The organism is Bacillus sp. NEAU-Y102 (assembly GCF_054788175.1).
Window position 1 is genome coordinate 132,345 of the sequence record NZ_JBTWFK010000001.1, and the last position, 15,259, is coordinate 147,603.

Sequence of the window (15,259 nt, forward strand, 5' to 3'; positions counted from 1 at the left end):
TAAATTGTAGAAAAATACTAAATTAACATGAAGCGAATAAATATAATTGGAGCCTTTTAATGTTGGTGTTAAAAGATAATCTAGACTTGTAATGTTTATGAGAAATTGCAAACGGATCTCATCTCTTGTATTTGTTTATAAAACGATCATTTTGATTTATTTTCTTCTAAAACACCCCAAAATAGAGAAGTTGACGAGCTTAAGATTGTAGTATTCGAAAAATCAGTAGTTTAGTTAAACCAATACGATAAGCAAGTATACCGTGTTACTAATGAAAGAGGACCTGATATGAACGTCAGGTCCTCTTTCACTATATATAATTATTTCACTGCTTCTTTCAGCTCTTTTCCAGCTTTAAATATCGGCGCCTTAGCAGCAAAAAAACTTGTAGGAATCATTATCTAGCGTTTTATTCTTCTCTACCGATTTAACTTCTCGACAGCTTCCGCACTTGTATCTACACGTTTAACGAAAAAAACTAATAGTAGTGCAACAACATTCATGCCAAGCGCTACATAGAATGAATATTGAATTCCGGATAATAAAGCCTTCTGAGTTACTATTGCCTTCGTAGTTTCTGTGAAGGTTGTTGGATCTATATCAGACATTAAACTTTCAGCTTTTGTTTTTGTTACAGAGTTCATAATCGTAACAAGAATAGCAGTACCAATCGAACCGGACACTTGTTGAGCTGTATTATTAACAGCTGTACCGTGCGGATTTAAGCGAGTTGGCAATTGATTGAGGCCATTTGTCATAAGTGGCATCATCACCATCGCCATCCCAAACATCCGCAATGTGTAAATAAGAATAATATGTGTGTGACTAGAATCGAGTTGCAGATTTGCCAGCATATAAGTTGAAACGGCTGTAATGGAAAGTCCTACTATACCAAGAATCCGAGGGCCATATTTATCAAATAGTTTACCTGTAATTGGTGACATAATCCCCATTATTACCGCACCTGGAAGCATCATCAGCCCAGAGCTCAGCGGTGAAATACCACGGACGTTTTGTACATAAGCTGGTGTTAAAATCATCCCCGAAAACATGGCCACTGCGTTGACAATTGCAATTACAGACGCAAGTGCAAACATTGGGTACTTGTAAACACGTAAATCCAATAACGGCTCATCCATTTTTAATTGGCGGATAATAAAAGCAATTAGGGCAATAGCGCCTATGATTAAGGTTGTTAAGACAACTTTATTTGTCCAACCATCGGAGCTTGCAGAACTGAATCCATATAACAAACCGCCAAAACCGACAGAAGATAATAGTAATGAGAGATAATCAAGTTTTGCATTTTTGTTTTGTTTCATGACATTCTCAGATTTCCAAATCCCTAACAGTAAGCTAATGATTGCTAACGGTAAAATCATTTCAAAAAGCAAACGCCAGTCATAATACTCTACAATATAACCTGATAGTGTCGGTCCAATTGCTGGAGCTGTAATCATAACTAGTCCAAAAATCCCCATTGCTGTTCCCCTTTTTTCTCTTGGAAAGCTTACTAGCATAATATTCATTAACAAAGGCCCCATAACTGAAGAGCCTGCCGCTTGAACCATCCGACCAGTAAGTAATAAACCAAAATTCGGCGCTACAGCTGCTAAGGCAGTACCAAGAATAAAAATCACCATAGATGTAATGAATAGGCTTCTATTCGAGAAACGCGTTATTAAAAATGCTGATGCCGGAATTAATATACCACTTACAAGCATATACCCTGTAGAAAGCCACTGGATCGTTGAATAATCTTGAATGTCTAAATCTTTCATTATTGATGGCAAGGCTACATTTAAAAGCGAGTTATTTAGAAATGAAACAAATGCCCCAATAAAAAGGATTACAAGCATTAAATATGGTGGTTTTCTTTTATGTAATGTTTCACTCATATATTTAATTGCCCCTTCATTATAAATTTCATTGATTCGTTTAAATCGTTTACATATTTGCACAAGAAAACATTACCCTTGCAGTATTTTGCCAAACTCTTCGAATGGATATTCTCTTTTTAGCAATTCCACTTGCCCAACATAACATTTTAAAATCTTTTTGTTGATGAAACCTTTATAAAAACGTTTGTTAACGGAATTTAAATTAGGCTGAAATATATAAAAGAAGCGACTGAAAATACCCTTCTAAAATAAAGTGAAACTTTAAATCAACAAGGCCACACACCCATTCCTTTAAATACAGGCTTGTAGATCTAGTTATGTAACCATCCATAAAAAGGAATATTACATAGGCTAAGTCTAACATTACATTTTTAAAGTGAGGAGAATAAGCGTATGCACCAATATTGGTATTTGAATTCAAAGGGAAACGGGGAACAATATACTAACCAAATTTCATTATATTCACAGCCCGAAATAACTAAATCTGAGGTAATGAATGATTTGAAGATTCCTGAGAATTGGAGTTACCGAGTCTATCCAGTTAGTTGGGATTCATCAGCCAATTATACGGGATTCACTCCCCAACCCCCTCCCTTCTCTTGGGGGGAACCAATCAATTATGCAGGGATAATGCCACAAGGTCACCCTACTAATTGGCCTCCATTACCAGGTCATGCAGGTTTTAATTTTCAAAAACCTCCCTTCCCCTGGGCCCAACCATTCAATCATACAGGGATGTTCGCACAAGGTCATCTTGCCGCTTTATTATCGCCGCCAGCTAAGCCTTTTCATATCAATACCAATAACTCGGGTGTTTTTGGAAACCCTCCAGGATGGGGTAGTCCGTGGGCCCCAATGGGATGGGGAAATAACGGAGGTAACGGTCAGCTAGGAATGCTTGGAAACTTATTTACAGCAGGAAAAGGCACCATGAGTGGAATAGGAATGATTAGTAGTCTAATCGGGATGGGGAAGTTCTTCTTTTAGTTAATTAGAACAGGAGAATGTGGCTGTAGCTTTAATCAGCCACATTTAAGGACAGTAATCTCCCACCTAACTTCCTAGCATAGCATTCGCGGAAATTTTAGGTGGATATGTATTGTTACAAGTTACTGTTTTACTTTGAGTGCTCCTTTACTTTCTTATCAAGTGCCTTACTATAAGCATCTTTGTTTTCCTGCGATAACTCATAAATTGCTTTTTTCCAATGCTCTCCGTCTACACCTGATAAAAATTCAGTACCTTTCATTGTAGCTTCTTGAATCTTCTGTTTATCTTCTTTACCAGCATCCTTAATTAACTTGGTTGCTTTTCTTGCCTCTGTTACCCCTTCTTGTATGGATTTGTGAATGTCTTTGTATGTATCAGGTACTTTTATGTGTTCCATATTGTCTAAAATTTTATCTATCTCGTTTGATGTTTTTAAAACAGCTTTTGCTTTTTCTTTGTCCTTTAAGGATTCTCCTAAGTTTAGTAATAGTTCATCCTTCTTAAATTGGAACTCTACCACTTGCTCACTTATGTAGTACGGATACTGTTGTTCGGAAAGTACTGTTTTCGTTATTGGTTTACTAGTTTGCTCAGTCTTATGAGTAGAATCTTTATCTCCTACCTCGCATCCGACTAACAGCATAAATGGAACTGCTAACGTTACTAGTTTCTTTGCTCTCATTATGTATTCTCCTTGTAGAAAGTATTGTAAGTAATTAACATATCAAACTATAACATACATTACATTATGGTTCACTTCCATTACGCTTTTAAAATATAAAATACGAATACACCCCATAAGCCACAAATAAGATTAATAGAATAGAAATGCCGAGTACCGTATATATAATCCATTTTAAATTTGAATTCATATCATCCTCCCGCCTCTCGACAATTCCAGTATATAACAAAAAAGCATTGGATACCCAATGCTTTTTACACTTACGCAAATAAAGAAGTATTCGCATATAAAGCTGGTGAACCACCTGAATGTACGAATAAAATATTGTCTTCCTTATTAAATTTACCTTTTCTAATTAAGTCGATTAATCCCGCTACTGCCTTACCTGTATACACTGGATCAAGTAAAATACCTTCTGTTTTCGCAAGTAACTGAACTGCCTCTACCATTTCCGGCGTTGGTAACGCATAGCCTGGCCCTACATATTCATCAAAGCACGTAACAGCGTCGCGCGGGATAAAGTTTGGAATACCAACGTGTGCTGAAGTTTCATCTACAAGTTTTGCTACTTTCTCTTCTTGCTCAGCTTTTCCTCTACTTACGTTAATTCCGATTACAGGAATATGGCTTTGTGTTCCAGAAAAACCAGTAATTAACCCAGCATGCATACCGCCGCTACCACTTACACAAACAACTGAACTAAAATCAATTCCTTGCTCAAATGATTGCGCCATAATTTCTTGCGCACAAGCAACGTATCCCATAGCGCCCGTAGGGTTTGATCCACCAACTGGAATTACATATGGTGTATTCCCTTTTTCACTTACTTCTTTTGCTACTTTATGCATTTCTTCCATCAGGTCTGCTCCGTTTGGTACAACAATGACATTTTCAGCACCTAATAAGTGATATAAGAAATAGTTTCCGTTAAAGTCTCTCTTCTCTTCTGGCTCAAGCCCTTCCTCTAATACAAGGATACATTTCATTTTTTCTTTTACCGCAGCTGCCAGTGTCAGGCGGCAATGATTTGACTGAATACCACCAGCTGTAATTAACGTATCTGCACCATTTTCCTGTGCATCTGCAACTAAAAATTCTAATTTTCTCGTCTTATTGCCACCAGCTGTTAAACCAAGTAAATCATCTCGTTTAAAATAAATAGTCGGGCCACCAAGTGCTTCAGAAAAGTTGTTTAACTTTTCAATTGGTGTATATGATTCTGTATATTTTTTTCTCGGGAATTTAGCTAAATTCATTGTAACGCTCCTTTTGTACTTCTTTCACAATATATGTAACGTTACTATTATTACACGTAAAAATGGTGAAGTCATCTTTCTGGGTTAAAAATGTATTAGAATTTCGTTTTGATAAGTAAAACCGTATTAATGATTTTAACTTAATTACGGTACATGAAATTTATATCAACGATTTTTTAAATATATCGTTCATTCCTTACAATATATCAACGATTTTTCAAATATATCGTTCATTCCTTACAATATATCAACGATTTTTCAAATATATCTATCGTAACTTGCAATATATCAACGATTTTCTTAATATATCGATCTATCGACAAAAAACGACAGACAGGCAACCCCTTTCTCATCAACAAAAAAAGAGCCCACACATTCAAATGTGGGCTCCCTCCAATCACTTATTTACCGAAAAACGAAGTAACTGTGTTAATCCCGGTTCTAAATTCATTTCACCTTTATGGCGTACGTATACGACTTTATCTCCATTAAATTTCGGAGGATTTGCTTTACTATACGTATGCCACTCATTCGTTCCTTCTATAGAATACTCCATATATTCAGTTGCACCGACAATTATATTTTTACTATCATCTGCCGTTACATTTGGTGCCATCTGCGCAATTTTTGAATCACTAATTAATAACTTCTTTATATCCTTATCACGTTTGTAATCGTAAGCTGTCACAATTACATCGTTACCATATGCTTTCACTTGTAACCCTTGTTTAAATGAATAGCCATCTGGAGCAGTTTTCTCTCCTCCATTTGGTCCTGCTGACATCCAGCCTGTTTCAATCCCACCCGTATTTACAACAGTGAAACCTTTTTCATCTCCGCCTTTAATTTTCTTTTTACCAGCCCAGTCAGGTAAGTTTAAATCCCAATGCGTATGACTCGTGAAGAAAACAACCTGCGGATAGTCTTTTAATATATCGTACAATTTATCCACGTTTAAATAATCTTGTAAATACGGCGATTGTCTTGATCCCGATACCGTATCAGGTAAAACGTGATGAGAGAAAATAAAGATTGGTTTATTTTTATCTTTTTGACTATACTCTTCTAAATTTTGTTTTAACCAACCTAATTGCTCATCACTCATATATACTTCGTCCCACATTTTTGAATCGTGGTATTTCATATATTTTTCAGTTCCTAAAAATAAAAGTGGATAGCCATCTAATTCTTTTTTATGATATACCTTTTCTTGTCCACTAAATTTCAGATAGCGGTTAAATAAAGTTTCCTCAGTTACACCATTTGGCCATGTACTTTGAGAGAGTTTCCCATCTGCTGTCCATTTCCCAGCATAAAACTCATGATTCCCAACAGTAGACCATACATTTTCTGGATGCTTATTTTTATTTAACACACGCTTTACATCATCATATTGTGACTGTTGTCCAGTTGGCGTTATATCCCCATTCATAATAAGCGCTCTAGAAAGTGGCGTTACTTTATTCATATCTTTTAATACGTGATCAAAATCTCCTAAATCACCTTGAATGTCACTAATAACATTAAAAGTTGTAGCTGATTTTCGAACTTGCTCTTTCCCTTCCGCATGTGCTGAAAACGTCGGTAATAATGCCGCCATAACTGCTAACGAAGCAACCGTCTTTTTCATACAAATTCTCCCCCTAATAATAGAATGTACAAACTGACATGTTCTGCTTTCTCTTAGGTGCTTGTCCAATTCACATTATAGGGGGCGATTGTAAAGATTAATGGAATAAAAAATTAAGTGTTTTTTAAGAGATTTTGTCTTTTTTTCACACTCCACAATTAGTAATTCGCGCCAATCTAGCTTTCTAGTCTTTAACATTACATAAATGTAAATGAATATGATGAATCTCTTCGTTTGATATGTTGTCTTTTTAATCTTTGTTATATAACCGCCACAAAATACGCTCTCTTTTCAAGTTCTCTTCATTTAATAAACGTTACTCCTCTTTTAATTAGCCTTAAAATTATAAATCGGCTTAATAATATGTTTAATATCAATTGTGTCCTTTGTATTCTCAACAATCTCATCCATTGGCTTATATACCATTGGTGCTTCATCTAAAGTACTTTCTGCAACAGATGTAGTCCAAACCTCTGTCATTGTATTTTGAAAATCCTCTAAGTTAAGTACTTCTTTCGCCTTCTTACGGCTCATAATACGTCCTGCTCCATGAGGGCCAGAAAAGTTCCAATCTGGATTTCCTTTACCAAATGCAATGATAGAACCGTCTCTCATATTAATTGGAATGATTACTCGTTCATCTTTCTGAGCTGAAATAGCACCTTTTCTTAGAATCATATTGTCCATATCGATGTAGTTGTGGATTGTAGTGAATTGATCTGTTACTTTCCAATCCATTTTAGTGACGATTTCATCAATCATTGCTTTACGATTTAATTCCGCATATTGTTGAGCAATTTTCATATCATTCATGTAATCTTTAAATCCTTGTCCTTCTAAATAAGCTAATTCTTTGCGAATCACCGGTTTCTTAATTTCACGTAAAGCTTCATGTATTTCTTGTTGTCTACCTTCTTTCGTTAAACGTTCAATGATTTCTTCTTTAATAGATTTAACGTTTATAAGTTGCTCGTAAGCAAAGTTTTGATAATACTCTGCTACCTGTTTCCCTAAATTACGCGAACCACTATGAATGACAATGTATACATTTCCTTTATCATCCTCATTCAGTTCGACAAAATGATTGCCCCCTCCAAGCGTACCAATACTTTTTTGAGCACGTTGCAATGTAAACGGGGCTCTTACACTATCAAAATCAATCATTTTTGAAAATCTATGTTCCTTATCTCGAATACGAAAACCACTTGGGACAAATTTACGTATCGTTTCGTCTAAGTGATCGAAGTTGATTTCCTCTTTTTTCTTATTAATCATAACAACTTCCATGCCACAACCAATATCGTACTTACCTCTCAGTTTCCTGAAAGAGTGGACTATACCTTCTCTACAGTCATCGAGATATGCAGTCTCTACTGTAGGCTCACCGTATTAATTATTCCTCTTCAATTCAAAATGGATGAGGAATAATTCTGTACCTTAGTCTGCTAACATCGTACAAGTCTCTGAACCATTCGATTATGTCACCATAACCACTGGCTGCTGATTGCCCTCGCCTTTTATCGTTAGGGTTTCCAGTCAATTGAGTGAGTAGTTTAAAGTCTGAGCCGCTTAGTTAACCCCGACTAAATTAGGAACAATCTTATCTTGAATTGTCATTGTTGTCCCAATCGTACAACCTGCGCCCGCATGTGTATCTGGCATAATACGGATCTTGCTATCCTTTACGAATTGTTGGTTACAAAGATCAATAATTTGACCTGCTGCAGTTTTTTCTACATTCGTAGTAAACACTTTTGCTTCATTGTATTTCCCTTGTAATTTCAACATCTTCTATTACCCCTTTCCTTTAGTTTCTACAAAACATTAATTTATAGATATTATATATTTATAATTATATTTTCCACCACTACAGCTCATTTCCTTTTTTATAAAAAAAGACACAGAGATTCCTCCCCATGCCTACTAATTTCCTACCTTTTTACCGCATGTACATAATGTACTGTCTCAAAAGCTTCTAAATAATCGTTTCGTCCTTCAAAATATAATACATCAATATCCTCTGGTGATAAATGCTCATAAATGAGTAAGCCCGCCTTCTCTAACAGTTCTTCCATTTCAGCATAAGAATAACATGATTTCATCGGTTCTCCGCCTACCGCAGCCATTTTCACCATATTTTCAACTCGATTGGACAGTCCTTTTTTCGTAAATAAGTTTTCATCGGGATAATCGAAAACGATAGAACTCCCTACTGGAACTATCTCAAACAAGCACTCTATTAAACTAGCAAGTTCCTCTTTCGTTAAATAGTACGTAACACCTAAAAGGCTAAAGAAAGTCTTTTTATTTTCAAATCTTTCATTGCGTAACTGTTCATAGGAAAATCCTTTCGTAAAATCCATTGAAACAAAATGAAGGTTATTTGGAACTTCAAGTTCTACTTCTTTTATTCTTTCCTTCTTAAACGCCTGCGTAGAAGGATGATCCACTTCAAATATTTCTATTTTATTTTCTAATTCTCGGTGTCTAAAACTGAACGTATCTAAGCCTGCACCGAGTATGACGTATTGTTTCGCTCCTAATGTAATTTCATGTAGTAATACTCTTTCACAATATGCGGCACGTGCTAAAGGTGTTGGTGATAACTGAACTTGCGTAATCCATTTTAATATTTCTTTTGGATTGTCTTGAAACTGCTCTGCAATTTCTTTATTGAAAAAGTGAATCCCTTGAACCATGTTCGTTTCAATATTGTTACGTTCTTTTTGTGAAATGAAATCTTTAGCTACATAATCATCAAAGATTTTAGGATTATCAAATTCACTATGATACGCCCTTCCGAAAGCTGATACTAACGACGTTACACTTGCTTCACCTTGTTTCACGCACATACACTCTCCTTCATTTTCACAACAAAAATAGGGTTCCCCTGGCCAGGAGAACCCTATTATACACCTTATTTTTATATTGGTAAATTATAGCATAAATAAGTTTTTTTGTCAAGTTTTCAGCCTACTAACGCTCCAATAATTTGTGTAATCTCTAGCAGGAAGATTTCGATCTACACCGAATATTCCAGTTCATAACAATACAAATGGAGGGCGTCATGAAAAGATTAGTCATCATTACAGTTGGAAAAACACACAGTGGAAAAACTACATTTGCAAAAGAGCTAGAAAAAGAGTTACCTAATTCTTTTATTATGGACCAGGACAACCAAGCTGAATTTATTAACACACATTATGAAAAATTACAGCCGACAGAAGGTTCAAATATACTAAAGCACGGTCTTTCAAAATTCATTGTTGATTATGCGAAAGAACATACAAATTTACACCTTATTATTTGTAACTCCAATCGCAGTAAAAGCGGAAGATTCTATTTACTAAACGAATTATTTCCACAGAATGAATATGTACGCATATTAGTTCATTTTGACATTCCAGATGATGTACTTTACGAAAGAGTGGCTCGAAGCACGCGAAGTACGAATATTTTTAGAGGTGGATATTCTAGTTTCAAAGAAGTACTTGATCGACAACAAACTGAATCACTTCACGATGATGTGGTAGATCCTGTAGAAAACGAGGCTGATTATTTGTTTGTTATTCGCAATAATAAAGATGTAAGCTTTACTATAGAAGAAATTGTTCATCTAGCTAAAGGTTTATCCCCTACCCCCAAATAAGAGATTATAAAAATTACATAATCATAGATTATTATGCAAATCCTTCCTCTAAGCGCCTAACATAGTATATAATAATAAGATAATCTACTTCTATATGCTCATTTTTACACAAAACAGTTCATGCATATGAAAGAAAAGAGGTACAAAAATATGAAAACAAAACAAACAATCGCTGCGTCTACACTAGCTTTAGCAATGATTGCTGGCGCGAACCCTGCTCATGCGGAAGTAAATGATGCTACTCCTCAGCAAAGTACGGGAGATCGATTAGCTGAAATTAAGCAACATAAACAAGAGTTAGATGCGAAATTGCAGCAACACAAAGAAAACGTGGATCAAACATTGAATGAACTTAACAAGGTTAAGGAAAATGTTGATACGAAGGTGAATGAACTACATGAACGTAAACAAGTTGCTGATGAAAAAATTAACGAGATTAAACAACATAAACAAGAGTTAGATGCAAAACTTCAGCAAGACAAACAAATCGCCGAAGATAAAATCGCTGAAATTAAAGAGCATAAAAAACAAGTAGAAGATAAAGTTGCTGAAGTAAAAGAGCATAAGCAAAATATCGATAACAAAGTGAATGAGATTAAAGAACATAAACAAACTGTCGATGAAAAAGTGAATGAAATGAAGCAACATAAAGAGAACATCGATCAAAAGGTTAATGAACTTAAGGAAGTAAAAAAACAAGTAGATGAAAAATTAGCTGAGTTAAAGAAAGCGAAACAAACTGCTGAGGACAAACTTGCTGAGTTAAAAGAAAACAAGCCGAATACTGGTAACACGTTAGAGGAACTTAAGAAAATTAAAGGCAATTTAGACAGTCTTTCCGCTAACTTAGAACTAGCTAAACAAGATGTGAAAAACAAACTAGCTGCATTACAAGAAGCTAGACAAGATTTAATCAATAAAATTAACGAAATTAAACAATCAAAACAAACTGTTTCAGACGATTTATCAAAGAAAAAACAAGACTTAGATATTAAAATCAACGACTTTAAACACACTGAGAAAAAAATTGATGACAAATTAGCTGAGATACATACAACGAAGCAAAATGTTGATAATAAGATTAATGAAGTATCACAGGCTAAACAAACGCAAGCAGATAATGGTACTAAAAACAATAACGCTAAAGAACTTCCTAACGCTGGTAGCGAGCAATCAAACAATATGGCTCTAGGAATGCTATCTGTATTAGGCGGTGTTTTATTACTTACTCGTAATAAAATTAAAACGTTATTCTCTAAATAAATCCATTAAAAAAAAGGAAACCCGCACATACATGTACGGGTTTCCTTTTTTTATATTAACTGTCCATCTCGAAGCATCAATATACGATCACATACATCAAGCATTCTTTCATCATGTGTAATCATAATTGCTGCTTTTTGGCTCTCTTTCACTTCACGTTTCATCATTTCTACAACTTCACGTGCACGTTTTGAGTCTAAGCTTGCCGTTGGCTCATCCGCTAATATTAAATCTGGGTTGTTCATGAACGCACGAGCGATTGCTACCCTTTGTTTTTCCCCGCCAGATAGTTGATTTGGATAATGATTCTTTCTTTCTCCTAATCCAAATGCCGCTAATAAATGATCTGCACGCTTTTCCGATTCTTGTTTACTTTCTTTTTTCAGCTTTGCAATGTAAAGCAATTGTTCTTTCACATTTAAATATGGAACAAGATTTGCAAACTGGAAAATGAAGCCGATTTTTTTCAAACGAATGTCTGTCATTTCCTTTTCTGATAACTGTGTAATATTTTGCTCACGAATGTAAATATCCCCTTTTGATGGTGATAATAATGCACCCGCGATTGATAATAACGTACTTTTCCCTGATCCAGAAGGACCGACGATTCCGATAAATTCTCCGGCTTTCACATCAAGCGATATCGGATGAAGGGCTGTTACTTCCGTATTCCCTTCTCCGTACACTTTACTTACTTTGTCTAATTTTAATAATGAAGTCATTACATCCCGCCTCCAATTGCCTCTAGCGCATCAACTTTTAATACTTGGTATAACGAAATAAGTGTTCCTAAAATACTAATTACGATAAAGATTGCTGCATATTGTGCAATCATCGGTGTTGTTAATAAGAACGGCATACCTGCTGGTAAAATTTGTTCTAACCCTTGTACAAGAACGATACTGATTACCATCGCAACGACTGATAAGAATAACGCCTGCACGACTAAGCTATTTGCTAAATACGAGTTCTTTGTACCGATTGCTTTTAATACACCTAATTGCTGTGTTTTTTGCAGTGTAATGACGTAGAAGAATACACCAATTAGTAATGCAGCGATAACAAGTAAGAATGCAATGATCATTGTTAATGTTCCTTGCTCTTCTTTAAACCCTGGAATACTTTGCAGCACTTCTTTTTTGTCAATTACGTGTGCATTTTTTACTTCTTTATCTGTATTAAGTGCGATTGCACTATAATCTTTTTGGTTTGGTTGTGAAATAGCGCCCCATACGTCTTCATTTACATAAACGACTGGTGTATGGCTAAACATTTGATCTTTCGTAAATCCGACGATTGTAAATTCTTTCTTTGAAACAGGATCGATAATTGTATCCCCAATATCGATTCCTTTTTCTTTAATTGATTCATCAGCAACCATTTCATTATTTGCTGTACCTAATTTCTCACCTTTTACAATGTTCGGTTCTAAAAATGAATCACGTTCACTTGAAAAAATAGCGATATCAACCTTTTTCGAACTATCTTTCTTTTCATACGTTGAAACTTTCACCCGAAATGGAACTGCCTCTTTCTCGTCCACTTGATTTACTACGTTATCTACATCGTCTTTCTTAATTTGTGAACGAAGTAATTTATTTTCCGCATCATCTGCTAAAACGAACTTATTCGCCTCCATATTTTGAATCGATGAAGCATTATCATATGATAATCCATTTGCTAATCCTGAAATAACAAGGACTAAAAATGATAATAAAACCATGATAAGTCCGATTAATCCGTATCTTAATTTTGATTGTTTCAATTCACGCAGAGCTAAAAACATTATGCTCGCTCCTTCCTCTTTCTTTCTATGCACTTATCATAAAAAAGAAATATGAACGGAATATGAACAGAAGATTACAGAGTAAAAAATAAATTTTCTGAAAGTATTGAAAATAAATAGAATCCTTGATACAATTCAGTCAAATAATATTGACCGAGTAATTTTATTAAAGGAGTTGATCATGTTGAAGCCCGTATTAACACTAACCACTTATAGCCAACTAAAAGCATTAAGCGATCCACTACGTGCCGAAATGATGATACGTCTATGCGAACGTCCTTATACTGGACAATTACTATCTGAGAAATTCGGCATTTCAAGGGCGAAAATTCATTATCATTTAAAAGAATTAGAAAAGAATGGTCTTATAGAGATTGTTTATACAGAAGAAAAGAATGGCATTGTTCAAAAGTTTTATCAATCTGTCGCTAAAGGCTTCACCCCTGCCGCAGATCTATTACCTCATTTAGAAATATTAAGCGAATCAGGTCGCCAAATCTTTTTACAAATGATAGAAAGAACGAAAAGCCAAATTCTTGCTGCACCAGAAGAAGCTTTTACATTACAAAATGCAAGTGAAGATCCAGCTAAGTGGAATTACGTTTCATCCTGCTGGGAATTTGATGCTACGCCAGAACAATTTCAAGTGTGGGTGAAAAAGTTTTATGAATTAATGGCTGAATTAAACGAAATCACAAAAGGTGCAGATAAAGATCCGAATAGCAAACCTTATTATATTTCTACTACTGCACTTCAAATCGCCGAGAGAACAATGCAGCAATTTATTAAAAAAGAAGAAAAATCGTAATACGATTTTTTTTACCGAGACGGTCAATTTTATTTTACCGAATAAAATTATTATAAAGGAGTAGATAAAGTGGACATATTAAAAAACCGGAATTTCCTCTTATTATTTTTAGGGAGAATTTTTACAAACATAGGAGATAGCTTGTATTATGTAGCAGCAATGTGGCTCGTATACAAATTAAGTGGTAATCCTTTTTATTCTGGATTGGCTGGTTCCCTTACGTTATTACCTTCTGCATTACAATTTCTTACTGGTCCATTCGTCGATAGATGGTCAATAAAAAACACCCTCGTCATCACACAAGTTTTGCAATGCATTCTTATTTTAATCATTCCAATTACACACTACTTCGACCTACTAACAGTCCACCTACTACTCATCATCATGCCCATCGTAGCTTTTATCGAACAATTCGCCTATCCCGCACAATCGAAAGCTTTACCACTTCTACTGCATAAAACACAATTATTAAAAGGAAACTCACTCTTTTCATTTGCATATCAAGGCATTGATTTAATTTGTACGACTCTTTCTGGAATATTAGTAGCACTATTTGGCGCAATTACTTTATATGTGATCGACTCCTTTACATTCGCGATTACTGCCCTTTTGTTCTTTTCATTAAAAATGCCAAAACAAACTGAAGCAGACACAACACTTTCAACAAAGCAATATTTCTCTGATTTAAAAGAAGGCTTTTCAATCGTCTTTCGTTCATTGATGGGCGTCTTCTTAATCGGTTCCGTTGTCGCTAATTTTTCAATCGGTATGACGATGGCAATACTCCCTTCTTTCGCTGATTCTTTAGGCGGTGTGAAATTATATGGTTTCTTTTTAGCCGCTATATCCGCCGGTTGTTTAATTGGAGCACTATTCAGTTCATCGGTTGGTAAATATAATGTTGGCCGTGTCTCCATTATTAGCTTTGCCACTGGTGCTTTCTTTTGGTTTCTCTCTACGGTTGTACCGTTTCAATGGTTATCTATTTTTTTATTCGGCTTAGCTTGGATACCAATTGGTGCGACCAACATATTATTTGCGACTATTGGTCAAATTGTAATTCCAAACCAATATCTTGGGCGTATCAATTCAGTCACACGGAGTATGGGCACAATTGCTATGCCGCTTGGCTCTTTAATTGGCGGATACTTTTGAGCTTCGGTTTAAGGAAGAACAGGTGAAAGGTACTGCTTTGTAACAGAAAGAAAATATTTTCTTTCTGTTACAAAGCTCAAACAAGCATAACCCTATTCGAAATTTCGAACGAAGTTATGCTTGTTTACTTTTTGATGCA

Annotated in this window: 12 protein-coding genes and 2 pseudogenes; 5 read left to right on the top strand and 9 right to left on the bottom strand. The window is 35.3% G+C overall.

What is annotated here, in order from left to right:
- Window positions 1–419 precede the first annotated feature (419 nt).
- On the bottom strand, window positions 420–1,898 hold the full coding sequence (locus ACYFX0_RS00570) for a DHA2 family efflux MFS transporter permease subunit (protein WP_016098696.1): 1,479 nt from the start codon (window positions 1,896–1,898) through the stop codon (window positions 420–422).
- 396 nt (window positions 1,899–2,294) lie between these two features.
- Between ACYFX0_RS00570 and ACYFX0_RS00575 the strand changes: the two genes are divergently transcribed.
- Complete coding sequence (locus ACYFX0_RS00575) at window positions 2,295–2,888, top strand: hypothetical protein (RefSeq protein ID WP_000554429.1); 594 nt, start codon at window positions 2,295–2,297, stop codon at window positions 2,886–2,888.
- Window positions 2,889–3,018: 130 nt separating this feature from the next.
- On the opposite strand, the gene ACYFX0_RS00580 is transcribed toward ACYFX0_RS00575, so the two are convergent.
- From ACYFX0_RS00580 to ACYFX0_RS00605, 6 genes and pseudogenes are all read right to left on the bottom strand, one after another.
- A complete protein-coding gene (locus ACYFX0_RS00580) occupies window positions 3,019–3,573 on the bottom strand; it encodes a hypothetical protein (RefSeq protein WP_098901705.1) in 555 nt (184 codons plus the stop codon).
- Window positions 3,574–3,833: 260 nt separating this feature from the next.
- Window positions 3,834–4,829 carry a D-cysteate sulfo-lyase gene (cuyA, locus tag ACYFX0_RS00585; protein ID WP_001046613.1) on the bottom strand — a complete coding sequence of 332 codons (996 nt, stop codon included), beginning with the start codon at window positions 4,827–4,829 and terminating at the stop codon, window positions 3,834–3,836.
- Between the two features lie 397 nt (window positions 4,830–5,226).
- Window positions 5,227–6,459 (bottom strand): DUF4073 domain-containing protein, encoded by a 1,233-nt coding sequence (locus tag ACYFX0_RS00590; RefSeq protein WP_106082056.1) that lies wholly within the window; start codon window positions 6,457–6,459, stop codon window positions 5,227–5,229.
- A gap of 327 nt (window positions 6,460–6,786) precedes the next feature.
- On the bottom strand, window positions 6,787–7,746 hold the full coding sequence (locus ACYFX0_RS00595; RefSeq protein WP_044783136.1) for an RtcB family protein: 960 nt from the start codon (window positions 7,744–7,746) through the stop codon (window positions 6,787–6,789).
- Between the two features lie 285 nt (window positions 7,747–8,031).
- Window positions 8,032–8,247, bottom strand: a pseudogene (locus ACYFX0_RS00600) (RtcB family protein); the annotation flags it as partial.
- A gap of 143 nt (window positions 8,248–8,390) precedes the next feature.
- Entirely contained in the window at window positions 8,391–9,311 is a 921-nt protein-coding gene (locus ACYFX0_RS00605; protein WP_002082494.1) for a class I SAM-dependent methyltransferase, read from the bottom strand.
- 215 nt (window positions 9,312–9,526) lie between these two features.
- Between ACYFX0_RS00605 and ACYFX0_RS00610 the strand changes: the two genes are divergently transcribed.
- Window positions 9,527–10,108 (top strand): ATP-binding protein, encoded by a 582-nt coding sequence (locus ACYFX0_RS00610; RefSeq protein ID WP_000826975.1) that lies wholly within the window; start codon window positions 9,527–9,529, stop codon window positions 10,106–10,108.
- A 150-nt stretch (window positions 10,109–10,258) separates the two neighbouring features.
- Window positions 10,259–11,371 carry an LPXTG cell wall anchor domain-containing protein gene (locus ACYFX0_RS00615; RefSeq protein WP_142398800.1) on the top strand — a complete coding sequence of 371 codons (1,113 nt, stop codon included), beginning with the start codon at window positions 10,259–10,261 and terminating at the stop codon, window positions 11,369–11,371.
- Window positions 11,372–11,421: 50 nt separating this feature from the next.
- On the opposite strand, the gene ACYFX0_RS00620 is transcribed toward ACYFX0_RS00615, so the two are convergent.
- Both ACYFX0_RS00620 and ACYFX0_RS00625 read right to left on the bottom strand, forming a co-directional pair.
- A complete protein-coding gene (locus ACYFX0_RS00620; RefSeq protein WP_000202594.1) occupies window positions 11,422–12,093 on the bottom strand; it encodes an ABC transporter ATP-binding protein in 672 nt (223 codons plus the stop codon).
- Entirely contained in the window at window positions 12,093–13,157 is a 1,065-nt protein-coding gene (locus ACYFX0_RS00625; protein WP_000477741.1) for an ABC transporter permease, read from the bottom strand. The genes ACYFX0_RS00620 and ACYFX0_RS00625 overlap by 1 nt, the downstream gene beginning before the upstream one ends.
- Window positions 13,158–13,341: 184 nt before the next feature.
- On the opposite strand from ACYFX0_RS00625, the gene ACYFX0_RS00630 reads away from it, so the two are divergent.
- On the top strand, window positions 13,342–13,965 hold the full coding sequence (locus ACYFX0_RS00630) for an ArsR/SmtB family transcription factor (protein WP_014895296.1): 624 nt from the start codon (window positions 13,342–13,344) through the stop codon (window positions 13,963–13,965).
- Between the two features lie 69 nt (window positions 13,966–14,034).
- Window positions 14,035–15,114 (top strand): annotated as a pseudogene (locus tag ACYFX0_RS00635) (MFS transporter); the annotation flags it as partial.
- Window positions 15,115–15,259: the final 145 nt, after the last annotated feature.

Bases quoted from the DNA above. Each gene is read 5' to 3' on its own strand.
- ACYFX0_RS00570 (WP_016098696.1), bottom strand. From the start codon at position 1,898: ATGAGTGAAACATTACATAAAAGAAAACCACCATATTTAATGCTTGTA.
- ACYFX0_RS00575 (WP_000554429.1), top strand. From the start codon at position 2,295: ATGCACCAATATTGGTATTTGAATTCAAAGGGAAACGGGGAACAATAT.
- ACYFX0_RS00580 (WP_098901705.1), bottom strand. From the start codon at position 3,573: ATGAGAGCAAAGAAACTAGTAACGTTAGCAGTTCCATTTATGCTGTTA.
- cuyA (WP_001046613.1), bottom strand. From the start codon at position 4,829: ATGAATTTAGCTAAATTCCCGAGAAAAAAATATACAGAATCATATACA.
- ACYFX0_RS00590 (WP_106082056.1), bottom strand. From the start codon at position 6,459: ATGAAAAAGACGGTTGCTTCGTTAGCAGTTATGGCGGCATTATTACCG.
- ACYFX0_RS00595 (WP_044783136.1), bottom strand. From the start codon at position 7,746: ATGGAAGTTGTTATGATTAATAAGAAAAAAGAGGAAATCAACTTCGAT.
- ACYFX0_RS00605 (WP_002082494.1), bottom strand. From the start codon at position 9,311: ATGTGCGTGAAACAAGGTGAAGCAAGTGTAACGTCGTTAGTATCAGCT.
- ACYFX0_RS00610 (WP_000826975.1), top strand. From the start codon at position 9,527: ATGAAAAGATTAGTCATCATTACAGTTGGAAAAACACACAGTGGAAAA.
- ACYFX0_RS00615 (WP_142398800.1), top strand. From the start codon at position 10,259: ATGAAAACAAAACAAACAATCGCTGCGTCTACACTAGCTTTAGCAATG.
- ACYFX0_RS00620 (WP_000202594.1), bottom strand. From the start codon at position 12,093: ATGACTTCATTATTAAAATTAGACAAAGTAAGTAAAGTGTACGGAGAA.
- ACYFX0_RS00625 (WP_000477741.1), bottom strand. From the start codon at position 13,157: ATGTTTTTAGCTCTGCGTGAATTGAAACAATCAAAATTAAGATACGGA.